The sequence below is a fragment of the Siansivirga zeaxanthinifaciens CC-SAMT-1 genome (assembly GCF_000941055.1).
Taxonomy (GTDB): Bacteria; Bacteroidota; Bacteroidia; order Flavobacteriales; family Flavobacteriaceae; genus Siansivirga; species Siansivirga zeaxanthinifaciens.
Genome location: NZ_CP007202.1, coordinates 661,995 through 678,021, shown reverse-complemented (window position 1 = coordinate 678,021; position 16,027 = coordinate 661,995). Strand labels below are relative to the sequence as shown.

General features: G+C 33.1%; 15 protein-coding genes. 5 read left to right on the top strand and 10 right to left on the bottom strand.

Features of this window, described 5'->3' with window-relative positions; genetic code table 11:
* The first annotated feature begins 151 nt into the window (after window positions 1–151).
* The 4 genes from metG (at window position 152) to AW14_RS03055 (ending at window position 4,271) form a co-directional block, all read left to right on the top strand.
* The gene (gene metG, locus AW14_RS03070) at window positions 152–2,218 is read left to right on the top strand and encodes a methionine--tRNA ligase (protein ID WP_044637482.1); all 2,067 of its coding nucleotides are present in this window, start codon (window positions 152–154) and stop codon (window positions 2,216–2,218) included.
* Between the two features lie 186 nt (window positions 2,219–2,404).
* Window positions 2,405–2,878 (top strand): lipocalin family protein, encoded by a 474-nt coding sequence (locus AW14_RS03065; RefSeq protein ID WP_044637481.1) that lies wholly within the window; start codon window positions 2,405–2,407, stop codon window positions 2,876–2,878.
* A 5-nt stretch (window positions 2,879–2,883) separates the two neighbouring features.
* Complete coding sequence (locus tag AW14_RS03060; protein WP_044637480.1) at window positions 2,884–3,588, top strand: OmpA family protein; 705 nt, start codon at window positions 2,884–2,886, stop codon at window positions 3,586–3,588.
* A gap of 65 nt (window positions 3,589–3,653) precedes the next feature.
* On the top strand, window positions 3,654–4,271 hold the full coding sequence (locus AW14_RS03055) for a hypothetical protein (RefSeq protein WP_044637479.1): 618 nt from the start codon (window positions 3,654–3,656) through the stop codon (window positions 4,269–4,271).
* A gap of 28 nt (window positions 4,272–4,299) precedes the next feature.
* Here AW14_RS03055 and AW14_RS03050 read toward each other — a convergent pair whose 3' ends face one another.
* The 6 genes from AW14_RS03050 to AW14_RS03025 form a co-directional block, all read right to left on the bottom strand.
* The gene (locus AW14_RS03050) at window positions 4,300–5,010 is read right to left on the bottom strand and encodes a hypothetical protein (protein WP_044637478.1); all 711 of its coding nucleotides are present in this window, start codon (window positions 5,008–5,010) and stop codon (window positions 4,300–4,302) included.
* Between the two features lie 16 nt (window positions 5,011–5,026).
* Window positions 5,027–5,983 carry a hypothetical protein gene (locus AW14_RS03045; RefSeq protein WP_044637477.1) on the bottom strand — a complete coding sequence of 319 codons (957 nt, stop codon included), beginning with the start codon at window positions 5,981–5,983 and terminating at the stop codon, window positions 5,027–5,029.
* Window positions 5,984–6,008: 25 nt separating this feature from the next.
* Entirely contained in the window at window positions 6,009–7,379 is a 1,371-nt protein-coding gene (locus AW14_RS03040; RefSeq protein ID WP_044637476.1) for a hypothetical protein, read from the bottom strand.
* 18 nt (window positions 7,380–7,397) lie between these two features.
* Window positions 7,398–9,452 carry an MORN repeat-containing protein gene (locus AW14_RS03035; RefSeq protein ID WP_052647414.1) on the bottom strand — a complete coding sequence of 685 codons (2,055 nt, stop codon included), beginning with the start codon at window positions 9,450–9,452 and terminating at the stop codon, window positions 7,398–7,400.
* Window positions 9,453–9,497: 45 nt separating this feature from the next.
* On the bottom strand, window positions 9,498–10,472 hold the full coding sequence (locus AW14_RS03030) for a hypothetical protein (RefSeq protein WP_044637475.1): 975 nt from the start codon (window positions 10,470–10,472) through the stop codon (window positions 9,498–9,500).
* 70 nt (window positions 10,473–10,542) lie between these two features.
* Window positions 10,543–11,109 carry a hypothetical protein gene (locus AW14_RS03025; protein ID WP_044637474.1) on the bottom strand — a complete coding sequence of 189 codons (567 nt, stop codon included), beginning with the start codon at window positions 11,107–11,109 and terminating at the stop codon, window positions 10,543–10,545.
* Between the two features lie 125 nt (window positions 11,110–11,234).
* On the opposite strand from AW14_RS03025, the gene AW14_RS03020 reads away from it, so the two are divergent.
* On the top strand, window positions 11,235–13,358 hold the full coding sequence (locus tag AW14_RS03020) for a Tex family protein (RefSeq protein ID WP_044637473.1): 2,124 nt from the start codon (window positions 11,235–11,237) through the stop codon (window positions 13,356–13,358).
* Here AW14_RS03020 and AW14_RS03015 read toward each other — a convergent pair.
* The 4 genes from AW14_RS03015 to AW14_RS03000 are packed head-to-tail and all read right to left on the bottom strand — an operon-like array spanning window position 13,355 to window position 15,964.
* Complete coding sequence (locus AW14_RS03015) at window positions 13,355–14,098, bottom strand: LytR/AlgR family response regulator transcription factor (RefSeq protein ID WP_044637472.1); 744 nt, start codon at window positions 14,096–14,098, stop codon at window positions 13,355–13,357. The genes AW14_RS03020 and AW14_RS03015 overlap by 4 nt on opposite strands.
* Entirely contained in the window at window positions 14,088–14,906 is an 819-nt protein-coding gene (locus AW14_RS03010) for a sensor histidine kinase (protein WP_044637471.1), read from the bottom strand. The genes AW14_RS03015 and AW14_RS03010 overlap by 11 nt, the downstream gene beginning before the upstream one ends.
* On the bottom strand, window positions 14,888–15,508 hold the full coding sequence (locus AW14_RS03005; RefSeq protein WP_044637470.1) for a hypothetical protein: 621 nt from the start codon (window positions 15,506–15,508) through the stop codon (window positions 14,888–14,890). The genes AW14_RS03010 and AW14_RS03005 overlap by 19 nt, the downstream gene beginning before the upstream one ends.
* Window positions 15,509–15,964 (bottom strand): hypothetical protein, encoded by a 456-nt coding sequence (locus AW14_RS03000; RefSeq protein WP_044637469.1) that lies wholly within the window; start codon window positions 15,962–15,964, stop codon window positions 15,509–15,511. It lies immediately after the preceding gene.
* Window positions 15,965–16,027 lie beyond the last annotated feature (63 nt).

Genomic DNA, 16,027 nt, shown 5'->3' with positions numbered 1-16,027 from the left:
TTTCTAAATCCCTTTCAAAATGTGTACTTTTGTGGCTTGTTAAAATGAAAGGTCATTGCAATTAATAAAGCCAGTTTGAAATCTTTTAAAAATAGATGCATTACCACGGTTTTTATTAAAAATTTTCAATGACGAATAATTAAAATTTAAAATGAACAAACCAAAACGATATACCATTACATCTGCGTTGCCTTATACCAACGGTCCCATTCATATTGGGCATTTAGCAGGGGTTTATGTGCCAGCCGATATTTATGCACGTTATTTACGTTTAACAGGTAACGATGTTGTTTTTATTGGCGGAAGCGATGAACACGGCGTGCCTATTACTATTAAGGCAAAAAATGAAGGTGTAACACCACAAGATGTTGTAGATAAATATCATAAAATTATTAAAGACTCTTTTGAAGCATTTGGTATTTCGTTCGATAATTATTCGCGTACTTCGGCACAAATTCATCATGAAACGGCTTCAGAATTTTTTAAAACCTTGTACGATCATGGCGATTTTATAGAAGAAACCACCGAGCAGTTGTACGATGAAAAAGCCAATCAGTTTTTAGCCGATAGGTTTGTTACAGGAACATGTCCAAAATGTGGCAACGAAGAAGCCTATGGCGACCAATGCGAAAAGTGCGGAACCAGTTTAAATGCCACCGATTTAATTAATCCGAAATCGGCATTAACAGGTAATGTACCTACTTTAAAACAAACAAAACACTGGTTTTTACCTTTAGATAAATACGAAGATTTTTTAAAAGAATGGATTTTAGAAGGCCATAAAAAAGATTGGAAACCCAATGTGTACGGCCAAGTAAAATCTTGGATTGATGATGGACTTCGCCCACGAGCCGTAACACGCGATTTAGACTGGGGTATTCCTGTGCCGGTAGAAGGTGCCGAAGGTAAAGTGCTTTACGTTTGGTTTGATGCGCCTATTGGTTATATTTCATCAACCAAAGAATGGGCTGCGCGCGAAGGTAAAGACTGGGAACCTTACTGGAAAAGCGACGACACCAAGTTGGTACATTTTATAGGAAAAGATAATATTGTATTTCACTGTATTATTTTTCCAGCCATGTTAAAAGCCGAAGGCAGTTATATTTTACCAGAAAATGTGCCAGCTAACGAGTTTTTAAATTTAGAAGGCAACAAATTATCAACATCTAAAAACTGGGCCGTTTGGTTACCAGACTATTTAAAAGAATTTCCGGGACAACAAGATGTGTTGCGTTACGCCTTAACAGCTAATGCGCCCGAAACAAAAGATAACGATTTTACTTGGAAAGATTTTCAGGCGAGAAACAACAACGAATTGGTAGCCATTTTTGGAAACTTTATTAATCGTGTGGTGGTTTTAACCAATAAATATTACAACGGTTTAGTTCCAAATCCTTCTGAATTATCTCAAATAGATGAAGAAACTTTAGCTGCCGTTAAGGCTTACCCCGAAGTTATTTCAAGTTCTATTGAGCGTTACCGTTTTAGAGAAGCACAACAAGAGCTCATGAATTTAGCACGACTTGGTAACAAGTATTTAGCCGACGAAGAGCCTTGGAAAGTGATTAAAGTAGATGAAGCCCGCACGAAAACCATTATGTATGTGGCTTTGCAAATCGCATCGGCTTTAGCAACTTTAAGTGAGCCATTTTTACCGTTTACATCAAATAAACTTAAACAGATTTTAAATGTCTCGTTAAGCGCAGTCGAGAACTCATGGAACGATATCGCTTCAAAAGACATCTTGCTTCCAACAGGGCATCAAATTGGCGAAGCCGAATTATTATTCTCTAAAATTGAAGATGAAACCATTCAATTTCAATTAGATAAATTAGAAGCTAGTAAAAAAGCAAACGAAGCCGCTAATAAAACCTTAGAACCTCAAAAAGAGACCATCACTTTCGATGATTTTACGAAATTAGACATTCGTGTAGGAACGATTTTGGAAGCCGAAAAAATGCCAAAAGCTAAAAAACTACTTGTTTTAAAAGTTGATACCGGTATTGATGTACGCACTATTGTTTCGGGTATTGCCGAAAGTTTTACACCAGAGGAAGTCGTTGGAAAGCGTGTTACCGTTTTAGTAAATTTAGCACCAAGAGCTCTACGAGGTGTTGAGAGTGAAGGCATGATTTTAATGACGGAGACTGCCGAGGGCAAATTGGTGTTTGTAAATCCAGATGATGCCACCGTAGCCAATGGTTTGCAGATAAGTTAGTAATAAAGTTTATTCATCATATTAATTTTAAAGCATCTAATAAATTGATTATTAGATGTTTTTGTTTTTTGTATCTTTAAAAAGAATAATTTTTTATGATAGATATTATATAACATTAAAATTAAATACTGTAAATATTTCAGCAGTATTTATTGTTAGATTTGTAATAAATTAAAACACTAAAAAATGAAAAAATTAATATTAGGTTTATTTGTTCTAGCCATGATGGTATCATGCGGAGCATCAAAAACAGTAAGAACCTCTAAAAAGGTAATTAAAGGTAACTGGGAATTAAGCAGCATCACTTATAGCGAAGCTGGAACTTACGATGTAACGCTTTTAAACGACGTTTCTAAAGCTTGTTTTGAAGGTAGTACTTGGCAATTTATTCCAAATAACAATACAGGGCTTTACACAATTAACGATGGCAATTGTGATACGGGCGTGAGAAATTTTATTTTTTCAATTCAAGAAATAGATGAGGTTTCTGGTTTGTATGATTTCTTATTAAAACCTACAGATGCAAAACACAAATCTGAAAGCAATGTTGGTTTTCGTTTAAGTTTAACCAGCTTATCTGAAATGGATATGGTATGGCAACAAACCTTAACAGTAGATGGAAAACCATTTACAATTACAATGAATTTTAACAAACAATAATATATATGAAAGCAATAATAAAAAAATCGGGAATTCTATTTTTAGCATTTTTAGTAGTAATGAGTTTTACTAACTGTAAATCGGTTCAAAATGCTAATAACAAACAAAAAGGTGGTGTTTTAGGCGCGGCAGCAGGTAGTATTATTGGTGCTATTATAGGTAACAACATTGGTAAAGGTGGTAATGGCGAATTAGGAGCCGTTATTGGTGGTGTTATTGGCGGTGGTGCAGGTGTGCTTATTGGTAATAAAATGGATAAGCAAGCAAAGCAAATTGAAAGTGAAATTCCAGGAGCAAAGGTAGAGCGTGTAGATAACGGTATTGTTGTAACCTTCGATGAAACTAGTGGAGTTTATTTTGATACCAACAAATACAATGTTAATGCAGCTTCACAAGAAACTTTAAATAAACTTATTGGTGTATTTAAAGAATATCCAGATACGAATGTACTGGTTGTAGGCCATACAGATAGCCAAGGTGCAGATGATTATAACATGACATTGTCTAAAAACAGAGCCTATGCTGTTACAAATTATTTAATGAATAACGGCATTAGCAGTTCTAGATTAACAACACATTGGTTTGGTGAAACACAACCTATTGAAGATAACTCTACAGCAGAAGGTCGTGCAAAAAATAGACGTGTAAACATTGCTATTGTACCAAATGATAAAATGATTGAAGATGCCAAACAAGAGTCTGGTAACTAATTATTATTCAACATAAATTTGTATAAATCTCGTTTTCGATGTTAATTTGAAAACGAGATTTTTTTATGATTATACAAAGACCTAAAATAGCCGAGTATCTTTCGCTTTTTGTCATGACACTCATTACCGTCTTGGCAATTTATAATAAGCAAATAACCGTATTTTATATACTTTATTTGTTCTGGTGGGACGAATTTTTAAAAACAGTTTTCGATAGATTACGGTATCAATTGAAAAGAAATCAACTTGTAAATGCTGTTGTGCAACTTTCTAATACCAAAAGCAGATTGTTTATGCTCATGATTTATTTGGTGTTTATTATAGTTTTTTTCGGATTGATACTCGATTGGAACCATAGTGATTTGGTGCTTAGTAATTTTGAAATTTTCTTTTTTAAAAATGCGCTTTTCAACTTTAGTTTACTAACGTTTCTACTACGTGAGATTTATAAATTCCGAAGCGATTCGCACATAGGTTTAACACATCATTTATTATCGCCTGGCGTAATAACGCTGCATGTATCACTAATTTTAGGTATATTGTTATCATTCTTTTTGAAAAAGGAATTTATTGTTTTCGAAAATTATGTGGCCGTTTTAGCTATTATTCCTTTCTTAATTTTAAAACTGTTTTTTGAAATCAAGGAGATTCAATACAAACAAGCAGATACAAAAAAACTTTAATATTGCCGTTTGGGAAAAGTTATGCTTGTTAATAGTATGTAATGGCTCGAGTTGTAGAGCTACCATAACTTGTAGTTTGGCTTAACCAATTACCCCTGGCATCAAATATATAGCTGTAAGTTGTGGTTTCACCAGAAAGGGTAGATGCCACCATGATGCCGTTTTTATAACGGTAAATTTCTTTTGCTTTGCTATTGTTAAAGCGTATTTCTATTTCTAAGGTATCGTTATTAATATTCTTGTAAGTGTAATAGCTTATTTTAACAGGATCGTCGCCATAGGTATACGCGCATTGTTTTATCCGACCTTTAGCATCATAAGTATAAGTTGTTTTATAGGAAATACCATTTTCAATACCATATTCCGATGCTAATAATCCGTTACTGTGATAGGTAAAATAAGTGGGCTCATTATTACCAGAAATAGTTAGTTTTTCGAACTGTCCTTTTTTATTTTTAGTGTAAGTATAAAGGGTTTTGCCGGTTTTCATGGTGCTTTTGGAATCGCTATGGGTATATATGTCGCCCATGCTTTCGGTAATATATCCGTTTAAATCGAAATAGTCATCGCCAGCCATTTTTACGGGGCCTTTTAAGGCTAAATCTTCTCTATGTAAAAAAGCAACAACAGGATTCATGGGTGCATTATCGCTTATTTGCAATTGCTTAGCCTTGGTATCGTTACAACTTATTAAGACGCTGGCGAACACGACACCAGCAAATATTTTGATTTGTTTCATCTTTTTAACAAATGAATTACAAATCTTTCATTTTATTAAAAAACAAATAATCGAATTCGGTGCTGCCACTTACTTTACCATCGGCGTAAACAATTTTACGAAAGTGAAACCTGCGTGTCGTTCCTCCAAATCGAGTCTCTTTTGTCATTCGGCGTGTCCAGTCACCGTTTTCTGGAGTAGATTGACCCATTTCAAAAGTTACTTCAGCATGAGTTAAAACGCTGTTTAATTCTTTATTATAGGCAGTTTTATTTGTTGCTTGAAGTTCTCGTAGGTTGTTTACAGTTGCTAATGGCTCTGGATGTTTTGGTAGCTTATAGTGCATAAACGCACTAGGAAATACATATAAATCTTTATCTAAATTATCCCATCTGGCAAACAATTCGCCGTTGTAATAGGCAAAATAGTTTGTTAAACTACCCTCTTTTACTTGTCCGTCTATTTGAGTTACCAAATCGAGCTTGCCATTTTTATAAGTAAAGGTGGTCCAGTTATGGCCACCATTATCAAAATCTGTGGTGATGCTTTCTATGTCGCCTTTTTTATTGTATTTAAAATGGCGCGTGTACTTTGAGTAAACCCCCGAAGCGGTTTCTTTAGCAACTTTTCCATTCGAATTGTATTCAAAACTGGTTTTTACATTAAAATTTTTAGCGGTTGCTAGAGTGTTTAAACTATCTAATCTGCCATTGTTGTATATGTAATTATGTGCGGTTTCCGATTCAAATTTGCCTAGAATATGTAAGTACTCTTGTATAAATTGACCTTGTTCGTTAAAGCTGTTAACGGTTACCATGACGGGGTCGTAGCCCTTATCATGAGCATCATAAGTAACTGTTTGCGTATATAAAATGGGTTTAGAAACCTCGTAATCTTTAAATGTTTTATGTGGTAATGTTGTGTGTATTTGTGCCGATACCGTAAAGACTTCCGCGAAAGCGATATAAATAAAAATTAATAAGGTTCTTTTCATGATGTATTGTTTTTGTTGAGAGATACTATAATATAGTTGGGTAATAGACTTTTTTGTTTTCTAAATTTTTCAAGCCTTTAATGTAATACACAAGTTTGTTATCTACCTCTACCGAGGCGTCTTCGTTGTTATTTGCATAGGCTAAGTTTAATCTAGACGGATTAATTTCTTCGCCATTTTTAACAAAATGATATAATTTTTGTGCGTTTTCTTCGGTGACATAGAACATAACAGGTAAGGCGTCGTTTAAAATATAAATACCATCAATTGGATTTATTTTTATGTAGTAATTCTTTTCAAAAAAGCGATCGTAAAGTATTAAAGATTGATGGTCGTTTTGGTGAACATTTATATGTGAAAAAGGGTTAATTAAACCGCCTTGATTTCTTACGAGACCAGCATAAACAAGATGATATAGTTTGTCTGTAGGGTGAAAAGGATTGTATTTTTTGGGTTTAATAGCAATGGCTTCTTTGTTTTTGGCTAGTATTGAAATATTAAAACCATTTTCTGCAGATGCCCCAGGATAGACGTTATAATAATCTTGGTTAAAGATGTCAAAGAATATTTTTCTATATTCATAATGAATTATAGGTATAAACGCTGCTGGTTTTTCGTTAATAAAAACTAGTTCTGGGGAAGTTTTATCAAAGTAAACGATGCGTTTATCTGCTTTATATGAAAAATTTAAACCTGTACTAATTTCATTTTTATTAAAGGTAACATCCATTTCTTGTAAATAGTTTCCTTGAGCATCGGTTTTGGTTTTCCAAGTGGTTACTTTCCCTGTTTTACCTATTTTTTTAACAAGTACGCCTCGGTCGTAAAATAAATATTCTTGTTCAATACCTGTATTTGCTTTTTTTGCTGTATTCTTTGATATTTTTAAAAGTCCATTTTCTTTGGAATAGGTATAAACTATTAATTGGCTTTCAACACCATTAGATTCGCTAAGTTGAGTTTTTAGCTGCCCAGAATTATAATAGGTGTAAGATATTTTTTCGTTATCTCTTATAATTTTTGTTGCTAATCGACCATAGTCATCATATTCAAACTTCAAATTTATTGGGAAGTAGCCCTTATGATGTTTAGAACCGGTTATGGCTATGAGTTGTTTTTTTTCGTTAAAAGTATAGGTGTTTTCATCGCTGTCTTCTAATAGCAACCCATCATAGTTATATTTATAATATTGTTTTGTGTTTTGGTCGTTATCGTACATTAGCAACCCATCTTTAAAAAACTTTTCGTTGTAAGCAAAAACATTTTTTAGGTTGAAGTCTTCTAATTTATATTTAAAAGCTACGGGGTTTAAGGGTGCTTGAGTCCAATCTACTTTTTGAGCTCTGCTACCTATGGTTAAAAAACAGATAAATAGGATTGAGATGTAGGGTTTCATTATTTTAAGTTTTTTATATTAATAAGAAGTTTTTAACACGCCATTTTCCCAGTAGCCTTTGCTAATAGGTGTGCCGTTTTTAGCAAAATAGGCACCCTTGCCGTGGCGTTTACCAGAAACAAATTCGCCATAATAAGTTGTTTCTGCCGATTTGTAATACTCAATGCCTTGTCCGTTAAAGAGATCGTAATTAATTTCGCCAATAAAAACATTACCAGAAGCCCATGTATAAGCACCTACATAGTTTCTTTTATTATTGGTAAAAAAGCCAACATAGCTATCGTTGTTTGAATATTTGTAGTACCCAAAACCATTGGCACAGTCGCCAATACAATTTCCAACAGCTTGTTTGTTTTTGTAGTTTTGAGTTAACATATTGCGGGTTTGCTTAGCGTTTTCGTAATATCCAGCTTGTAAAACTTCTGTACCTTTTTTAAAGTAGCCGTAGCCATGTTGTTTCCCGTCTTTCCATTGGCCTATATAGTATTGTCCATCGCTATTCCAGGTGTACATACCAAAACCATTTCTTAAACCATTTTGAAATTCACCGGTATAAAAAGAACCATCTTGGTACACTTCTTTTCCGTAACCCATGGCTTTACCGTTAGAGAAAAACCCTGTGTAAGTAGAGTTGTTTACTGTTTTTAATTCGCCAAAGCCATTGGTGCAATTGCCAGAAATACAGGTCTCTGTGGATGTTGTATTGGTAGTTTCTGTAGTGTTTTTTTCTGTAATATTACTCTGTTGATTTTTTAACTCATCTTCGTATATTTTACCCAACAAAATAGCTTCATGAGTAGCTGTTTTAAATCCTTTTAAAACATACATGGGTGTATTGTTAACAAAAATAACGGGGTCGCCATTATTTAAATATTCTAGTCGAGCATTTTTGTAATCGATGTGTTTTCCTTTTACAATTATGAAAAATTTATCTTTAACTAAATCTCTTGTATATAATACAGAAGTTGTATCGGTTGTAAACAACGACATTTCTTTTACTTCTTGCTCTTTTATGTTTTGATAGTTTTTAATTACATAAGTTCTACCCACTTTTTTGTCTACACGGTAATCGACCATGTGTGGTCCCAGGAAGGCAAATTCTCTTGATTTAACCCTATTAAAACCATCGACGTAATTAATAAATTTACCATCATAGGCATAACTTAAATATGGAGTTCCTTTAGAAAGTATTTGGGTAAGAGGGATGCGGGTATGTATAGAATGATTTTCTTTTATTACGTTGGGTACGGCATAATATGTTTGTGTTAAACCATCGTAAAACACTTTTTCGTTGGGTTTAACACCTTCGCTAATTACAATATCAAAAGCTTGGTTTCCATTAACATATGTGGTAAGTATTTTATCTAATTTTGTATTGTAAGTAGGTTTATAATAACCCAGCTCTAGTTTTATTGGCTTATTGATATCGCTATAATAACGGTTTAGTGTTTTATAACGGTTTTCGTTTGGTTTGTTAGTTGTGTAAAAATCGATTTTGTTGCCTTTGCTATCTTTTAAAATCGTGTAATTATGTTCTACAGAGTCTAGTTTTTCTTTAACTAAATAACCATCTAAATAATAATAGGTTGCAGTATATTGCTTTGGTGAGCTGGCAAATTTGTAATTTGATGTTATTACAACCGTATCGCCAATTTTACTATAAGAATAATGGTATTCTGAATAGAGTTCTCCTTTTCGGTTTATTGTTGATTTAATAATTCGGTTTTTAGAGTCGTAGGTATAAGTAGTTTCGTCGCCATAAGTAGATTTTTCGAAAACCAATAAATTCTCATCATTATAATTGTAAAAATTGGCGTTTCCACTATTATACTTATACATGTTTATGTTTCCTTTAGCATCGTAAGTAAGCTCGTCGTTATAGTTGTTTCCTATAATTCTTCCGCTTTTATCGTAATAATATTGTGTTTCAAAATTATATATTAGATTACCGCTTTTATCAAATACCATATCATTAGAAGCATAAATATCTCCTTTAAGATTGAAGTGTTCTTTTTTATATTTAAAACCTAAAGGATTTTTAGGGGCATTTTGCCAATCTATTTTTTTGAGCAAACGCTGTAATCCAGGAACATAAAATGATGATTATAATTTGTTTTTTCATGGTTTAGAAGCATTTATTTTTGTGTAAGTATCAGCTAAAAAGGTCATTAAAGCACCTTGGTTATTGGTATTATACATTTTGCCATCGCTGGTTTTTATGGCTCTCATTTTTACTTCTATTTCTTCTTTGTTTTTTTGGTTGCCAGCTATTTGAACCGTCCAAAGTGTTCCTTCAGAATAATTGTAATAGGGTATCGTTATTGTTTTACCTATTTTAAAGTTATCGGGCACAGGTGTTATTTTACCGTCTTTAAAATAGTCAACCTTTTTGCCCGGCATATCATTTTTATAATCGCTTATTTGGCATTCGGTTAAATTGCCATTTGCATCATAGGTGTAGCTCGTAACTTTGTCGGTTTTAGCAAAGCGATAATCGGTATATACTTTTAAGATAGGTTGATTTCCTTTGTTAAAGTATTCGGTAGTTTTATCCTTGGGTTCTTGTTTTGAGTTGTATGTTATGGTTGTTTTAACACCATTTTTAAAAGTAACTTTTTCAGAAATATATTTAGATTGATAATCGTATGTGTCTTCTCCAATTAGATTTCCATTCTTATCATAGTATTTATTTAAGTACGAATTACTGTTTTTATAAACATATGTAGTTTCGCCATTTTTAATGTAAGTAATTTTTATATCGTCTGCAGAGCCACCCACATCGGCTATGCCACCAGCGTCGTTAATATTAATTAACTCATTATTTGAATTATAGGTGTAAACTTTTTGCGACCCCAACTTAAGAGTGCCAATTATTTCAGCCGAAGATTCTTTAATAAGTAAACCATCTTTAAATTCTAATTGGTTTTGCTTTCTAAATGTGGTTTGTTTTGTTGCACCATCATATAACATGGTTGCATCTACAAACATGATGGTGTTTTTTGGAAGATTGAAATCTTTTAAAGTTGTTTTTTGAGCCCAAAAAACATGAGTCGATAAAACGAAAAGGATTTTTGTAAATAGAATAGTTTTCATAAAAGTCTTGTTGTTTAAACAAATCTATTAATGAAAAGCACACCAATCCATACGACAAATGTCGTATATTTTATTTGTTGAAAATTAGAGATTTATCTTTTAAAACCAGTTCGTTTTTGTTATTGTCAAACACAAAATCCTGGTGAATTATTTTTAAACGTTGAGGCGAATTTTCTATAGATTTTATTATAAAATCCGATTGTCCTAAAACTTGAAATTCACCAAATGTTTTTTCGAAAATGGAGTATCGTTTTTCGGTAACACGGTAGGTACAACACAAACTAAAGGCGCCTTCGTATTTTCTGTAAATAGTAATTTGGTTGTATTTGTAAGCTATCTCATCCCGTATTACAGGATATTGCAATGCCGAGGTTAGTAGGCCACCTAAAAAACCTCGAATAATAAAACCTGCCAAAAAAAGTATGAGAGCGGCACCATACATTTTAAAATAAAACCGAAGCCAAACTTGTTTAAAATGAAAGAAGATGAGAAAAACACCCGTTAAAATAGCTAATACCTTTATTGTAAAAATATAGGTTTCAGCGAGACCGAAATTAAAAAGCCATTTAAAAACAAGATGTGTTATAATTATAAAAACACAAATTATATGAACTTTTAAAGGCCAATCTTTTTTCATACGATTCAATTAATATTACAACAAACCTAATATTTTCAAGGCGGGTTTTCCATACGGAGACTTTCGTATATTTTAATGCGGTTTATCTTGTTATATTTGCTTTTCAATTTATTTAAAATCGTTACATGTCTTTAATTTCGTTTATAATTTCCCAAACCCAATTACCCGAATCATCCATAAAAAATACCCTAGAATTACTTAACGAAGATTGTACCATTCCGTTTATTTCACGATATAGAAAAGAACATACAGGTAATTTAGATGAAGTACAAATTGGTGATATTGTAAAGTATAAAGAACAATTTGAAAGTTTAGAAAAACGAAAAGTTGCCATTTTAAAAGCTTTAGAAGAACAAGGCGTTTTAACGGAAGCATTAAAACAAAAACTAGAAGCCACACAAGATTTGGTATCGCTTGAAGATTTGTATTTGCCCTACAAAAAAAGCCGAAAAACCAAAGCCGAAACCGCGCGATTACATGGTTTAGAGCCTTTGGCAAAAATAATTATGTCACAAAATGCTAACGATTTAGAGTCGATAGCTTTTAAATATTTAAAAGGCGAAGTGGCATCGGTTGATGATGCTCTCGAGGGCGCCAGGCATATAATTTCGGAGTGGATTAACGAGCGTACCGATGTTAGAAACAACATTCGATACCAGCTAGAACGTTTCGCTACCATTTCCACGAAAGTGGTAAAAACAAAAAAAGATAGCGAAGACGCTCAAAAATTTAGAGATTATTTCGATTGGGATGAATCGTTATCTCGCATACCATCGCATCGCTTATTAGCAATACTACGTGCCCAAAGTGAAGGTTTTATTAAGCTTAAAATTGAAATTGACGATGATAAAGCATTGTCTAAAATTGAAGATAAAATAATACGCTCTAACAACGCTTGTGCAGACCAAATTACTTTAGCCATAAAAGATGCTTATAAACGTTTGTTGTTGCCATCGTTAAGTAATGAAGCTTTACAGAACGCCAAGGAAAAAGCCGATGCCGACGCGATAACTATTTTTGCCAAAAACCTTAAACAATTACTTTTAGGGTCGCCTTTAGGAGAAAAGCGCGTTTTGGCTATCGACCCCGGATTTCGATCAGGCTGCAAAGTGGTTTGTTTAGATGCTCAGGGCGTTTTGTTGTACAACGAAACCATATACCCGCATCCGCCAAAAAGCGACCAAATAGGTGCTATTAAAAAAATAAGCTCATTAACCGAAGCTTATAAAATTGAAGCCATTGCCATTGGAAACGGCACAGCATCACGAGAAACAGAGGCTTTTATTAGGAAAATTCATTTTAAAAATGATGTTCAGGTTTTTGTAGTTAGTGAGGCAGGCGCCAGTATTTATTCGGCATCAAAAATAGCTCGCGATGAGTTTCCAAATTACGATGTTACCGTTCGCGGATCGGTTTCTATTGGTCGTCGTTTGCAGGATCCTTTAGCCGAATTGGTAAAAATTGATGCAAAATCTATTGGCGTTGGGCAGTACCAGCACGATGTAGACCAAACAAAACTAAAAAAAGAGTTAGATACGGTAGTTGAAAGTTGCGTTAATGCCGTGGGTGTTAACATTAATACGGCAAGCACCAGTTTACTAAGTTACGTTTCTGGCATAGGACCAAAACTGGCAGAAAATATTGTGGCTTACCGCGATGCGCATGGCGCATTTACATCTAGAGAGGCCATTAAAAAAGTGCCCCGCTTAGGCGATAAAGCCTTCGAACAGGGTGCTGCCTTTTTAAGAATTAAGGAAGCTAAAAACCCTTTAGACGATTCGGCAGTTCATCCAGAAAGTTATGCTATTGTAGAAAACATGGCAACCGATTTGGGTAAAAGTGTTACAGAGTTAATTGGTAATAAAGAGCTGCTTAAAAAAATAGATTTAAAAAGATATTGCACCCCTTCAGTAGGATTACTAACGCTTGAAGATATTATTAAAGAGCTTGAAAAACCCGGATTAGATATTCGCGAGCAAGCTAAAGTGTTTACGTTTAATCAGAATATAAAAACCATTAGCGATTTACGTGAAGGACAACTGTTGCCAGGTATTGTAAACAATATAACCGCTTTTGGTTGTTTTGTAGATATTGGTATAAAAGAAAGTGGTTTAATTCATGTGTCTAATCTTTCAGATAGTTTTGTAAAAGATGTGAACGAGCATGTTAGCCTGCATCAGCAAATTATAGTGAAAGTGTTAGAGGTTGATATTCCGCGAAAGCGTATTCAATTGAAATTGCATAATTAGTTTTTTAAGTGCTCTAAAAAATCTTGTCGTCGGTTTCGTGATACTGGTATTTTTTGGTTTCCGCTAATTATAACATAACCTTCATTTATATATTTTTCGATATAATTAAGGTTTATTAAATGCGATTTGTGCACTAAATAAAAGTTGCTGTTTTCTAGTAGTTTGTTAAAATGACCAATGCTGCTCGAGCTTAATAGGGGTTTGCCTGTTTTTAAATGAATTTTAGTATATCCTGTTTCGCCTTCGCAGTGTAAAATATTTTCTATGGCTATAAATTCTAAACCTTCTACAGATGGGATAATTATTTTCTTTTTCTGAAAGGTTTGCATGCCTAAGTTTTCAATAAGCTGCTTGTTTTTTTGTAAAGAAAATTTCTCTAATATGTTTTTTTCGGCATTTTTTACTGCTTCAACTAGGTCGGTATTATCTATAGGTTTTACCAAATAGCCAATAGCGCAATGTTTTATGGCTTCTATGGCATAGGTATCGAATGCTGTGGCAAAAATAATTTCAAAATGGGGGTTTTCTAATTGCTTTAAAACATCAAATCCGCTTAATTCGGGCATGGCAATATCTAGAAAAACTAAATCTGGATTCAAGTTTTTAATTAAAGTTAAACCTTCTTTTGGGTTTTGTGTTTGGGCAATAACCTCTACATTAGGGCAAAGGCGCTCTAGTTTGTTTTTTAATATGGCGAGTGCTTTGCGCTCGTCGTCTATAAGTATGGTTTTAATGGTCATGATTAGCGGTGTTTGTTTCTAAGTTAACCAATAAGGTTACTCGGGTTCCCGATTGGTTTTCGTTTTCCAGACGGTCTACAATTGAAAAATCGATTTTCCAATAACTACTTTCTTTTAGTAATGCCAAGCGTTCTTCTAGTACAAAACCCGAATGCTCGGTGTAGCTTTCGTTTTTTTCTTTTGATAGTTTTTTAGATTCGTTAATGCCAATACCATTGTCTATAATTTCAATTTTGAATTGATTATTTTGAGTATTTTCAAAATTAATTTCCAGTAGGCCTTTGTCTTTTTTATGAAAAATACCATGATTTATAGCGTTTTCTACAATGGGCTGCAAAATCATTGGGGGCAAAAAAAGGTCTTGAAGGTCTAAAGTTTTATCGATTGTAATTTTATAATCGAATTTATCTTCAAACCTTAGTTTTTCAATATCTAAATAGTTTTTTAGAAGTTTTATTTCATGTTCTATAGATATATTTTGCTTGCGCGAATACTCGAAAAACTGGCGCATAAGTTTTGAAAATTTGGCGAGATAATCTTCGCTTTTTTCAACCTCATTTAATTGAATGTAATATTGAATGGCGTTAAGTGAATTATGCACAAAATGCGGATTCATTTGCGCTCGTAAGGCATTTAATTGCAACTCATACTGCCTTTTTTGATTGCTTAGCTTCGTTTCTAATTGTGCTTTTATTAGTTTGTTTTTACGATTGGTAAAGGTTATAAATAAAAAAAGCATGGTGCCAACAACTAGCATTGCTATAAAAAAAAGGATGATAAAAATATGTTCTATTTCTTCTTTAGGCATAAAAAACTAATGGTAAAACCTCCGTAAAGAGCTAAAAATAAAAGGGTTAAAATAACATTGTAGTTTAACGAATAAGTATCAAGATAAAACATTAATAGTTGCAGTGGTAAAAAGCCAATGTAAAATGTGAGTAAACTTGAAACAATCCAGAATTTTTGTGAATTTTTAAAATTAACAACTTCATTATCTGTTAAGTATGTTTTTAAAAAAAACATAGAATTTAAAATAATTATAATGGTTCCAACAGTAATGGGTACTGGTAATAGTTTGGTGTTAAAACCATTAAAATAAACCGATATTAAAACGCTTACAATAAAAATTATAAAGCATAAAAACATGAATTTCTTCATTTTAATAATTTTATAAAACCAGTTCATATAAAATGAAAACGATATGATGGTGTAGGTGTTAAAAATAAAATGCTGATTAGATTCTAACAATGGACCTAAAAAGGCACCGGCGATTTCGGTTAATAAAACGTAAAGTAAAAAATGAAAAAAATACCGTTGTGTAGAATTTTTATAATATGGCCAATAGATAGCAGCAACTATACAAGTTGCTGCTAAAATACTAAGCCGAATTATAATTAAAACTTCGAGCATTTATCTTGTTTTTTTGTAACCATTTGGGGGCATGCCAGCAGTTCCATAATCGGAAGATTCAATATCATACGAATTATAATTTATAGGGTCTTCTTGAGCTCTTGTTGTTTCGCGGTGCGTTGGGGTAAAAAACACTGTGTTTTTTAATTCGCCATTTATTTTCTTTGCGCCAAAGTAAACACGAATACCAGGGTTTTCTAAGCCTAAAGCTTCCGATTTTACTTTTACATAGTTTAAATAATCTTCTAAAACTTTTAAATCGTACCAAACATCGGACACATCGTCGGGTATTACGCCATTATTTTGAGCTATTGTTTCTGGTAAATTATAATATTTTTCAATGTAAGCTTCGTGATAGGCTTGAGCCGTATCATTTGAAATTAAATTGGTAGGTGCGTCGTATTTAGGACGTTTATTGGATTGGCATTCTTTAAAAAGTAATATTGATAGAACCAATATGATTAAAAAGGGTGATTTTGAGAGGTAGTATCTCACAAAGTGTGTAAAGTTAAAAATATC

Coding starts and splice junctions, on each gene's coding strand:
- metG (WP_044637482.1), top strand. CDS start 152: ATGAACAAACCAAAACGATATACCATTACATCTGCGTTGCCTTATACC.
- AW14_RS03065 (WP_044637481.1), top strand. CDS start 2,405: ATGAAAAAATTAATATTAGGTTTATTTGTTCTAGCCATGATGGTATCA.
- AW14_RS03060 (WP_044637480.1), top strand. CDS start 2,884: ATGAAAGCAATAATAAAAAAATCGGGAATTCTATTTTTAGCATTTTTA.
- AW14_RS03055 (WP_044637479.1), top strand. CDS start 3,654: ATGATTATACAAAGACCTAAAATAGCCGAGTATCTTTCGCTTTTTGTC.
- AW14_RS03050 (WP_044637478.1), bottom strand. CDS start 5,010: ATGAAACAAATCAAAATATTTGCTGGTGTCGTGTTCGCCAGCGTCTTA.
- AW14_RS03045 (WP_044637477.1), bottom strand. CDS start 5,983: ATGAAAAGAACCTTATTAATTTTTATTTATATCGCTTTCGCGGAAGTC.
- AW14_RS03040 (WP_044637476.1), bottom strand. CDS start 7,379: ATGAAACCCTACATCTCAATCCTATTTATCTGTTTTTTAACCATAGGT.
- AW14_RS03030 (WP_044637475.1), bottom strand. CDS start 10,472: ATGAAAACTATTCTATTTACAAAAATCCTTTTCGTTTTATCGACTCAT.
- AW14_RS03025 (WP_044637474.1), bottom strand. CDS start 11,109: ATGAAAAAAGATTGGCCTTTAAAAGTTCATATAATTTGTGTTTTTATA.
- AW14_RS03020 (WP_044637473.1), top strand. CDS start 11,235: ATGTCTTTAATTTCGTTTATAATTTCCCAAACCCAATTACCCGAATCA.
- AW14_RS03015 (WP_044637472.1), bottom strand. CDS start 14,098: ATGACCATTAAAACCATACTTATAGACGACGAGCGCAAAGCACTCGCC.
- AW14_RS03010 (WP_044637471.1), bottom strand. CDS start 14,906: ATGCCTAAAGAAGAAATAGAACATATTTTTATCATCCTTTTTTTTATA.
- AW14_RS03005 (WP_044637470.1), bottom strand. CDS start 15,508: ATGCTCGAAGTTTTAATTATAATTCGGCTTAGTATTTTAGCAGCAACT.